The sequence below is a fragment of the Alcanivorax sp. HI0083 genome (genome assembly GCF_001635175.1).
On the sequence record NZ_LWFX01000155.1, the window covers coordinates 1 to 1009 of the forward strand.

Below are 1009 nucleotides of genomic sequence, written 5' to 3' on the forward strand. Positions count from 1 at the left end.
TTTGGCCGGGTCACCATGCGCAATATTCAGAGCATGCTCAGCGGCGCGCTGATTGCGTTGGTCAGCGTGTCGGTGCTGCTGGTTATTGCGTTGCGTTCCGTGAGGTACGGCATCCTGTCGCTATTGCCCAACCTGTTGCCGGCGGCCATGGCCTTCGGGCTGTGGGGGTTGGTGAATGGGGAGATCGGGCTGGCGGTATCCGTGGTGGCGTGCATGACGCTGGGGATCGTGGTGGATGACACTGTGCATTTCCTGAGTAAATACGTGCGTGCCAAACGTGAATTGGGCCTCAAAACCGAACAAGCGGTGGAGTATGCATTCCGTACTGTCGGCGTAGCACTGGTGGCCACATCCGTGGTGCTGGTGGCGAACTTTGCCGTCATCGGCACCAGTCATTTTTACCCCAATTCCAGCATGGGGCAGTTGTCTGCGATCACCATTGCCATGGCCCTGATTGTGGATTTCTTCTTTTTCGTGCCATTACTGGTTGCGCTGGACCGCCGCAAGCGGACCAGAGGCAGCGTGCAATAGGCTCTAGCCAGTCTGATGAGGCGGTGTTAACGTAGCGCGAAACCGGGTAAATCCAGTTTCTGCGGAACAAAATACAGTGCCATACAAGAAAGATCGAAAGGTTCTTAAACGCGTAGATTACGGGGCCGCCAAGAACTCCTTGATGGGAGTCCTGGCGGCCCTTCTGGTTTATGCACTTGTCTTTGCCTGGGGCCAGGTCTACCAGAGCTTCGAACTGGAAGCGCTGATAGGCGGTGGTGCCGTCCTGTTGGTCACCGCTTACCGGCTGTGGCTGGTGGCGCGTTTCGATGCGCTGTATGGGGCCGGACCGGCCCGCTGGCGGCGTCTGTTCGGGTTGGGCCTGGCGTTGCACGCCTTGTTATGGGGCTTGTTGCCTGCCTGGTTGATCTGGCGGCTGGGCACCGGCTTCAATTTTTTCGTGGTCATTCTTTATAACGTGGGTGTGACCACGGCCCTGGGTAGCTCCTGGATGGCCGGG

General features: G+C 58.1%; 1 protein-coding gene and 1 pseudogene. Both read left to right on the forward strand.

The window, feature by feature from the left end; genetic code table 11:
• Positions 1-531, forward strand: a 531-nt coding sequence (locus A3754_RS01695) for an MMPL family transporter (RefSeq protein WP_156496680.1), incomplete at its 5' end; no start/stop codon positions are given.
• 142 nt (positions 532-673) lie between these two features.
• A pseudogene (locus A3754_RS01700) lies at positions 674-1009 on the forward strand (hybrid sensor histidine kinase/response regulator); the annotation flags it as partial.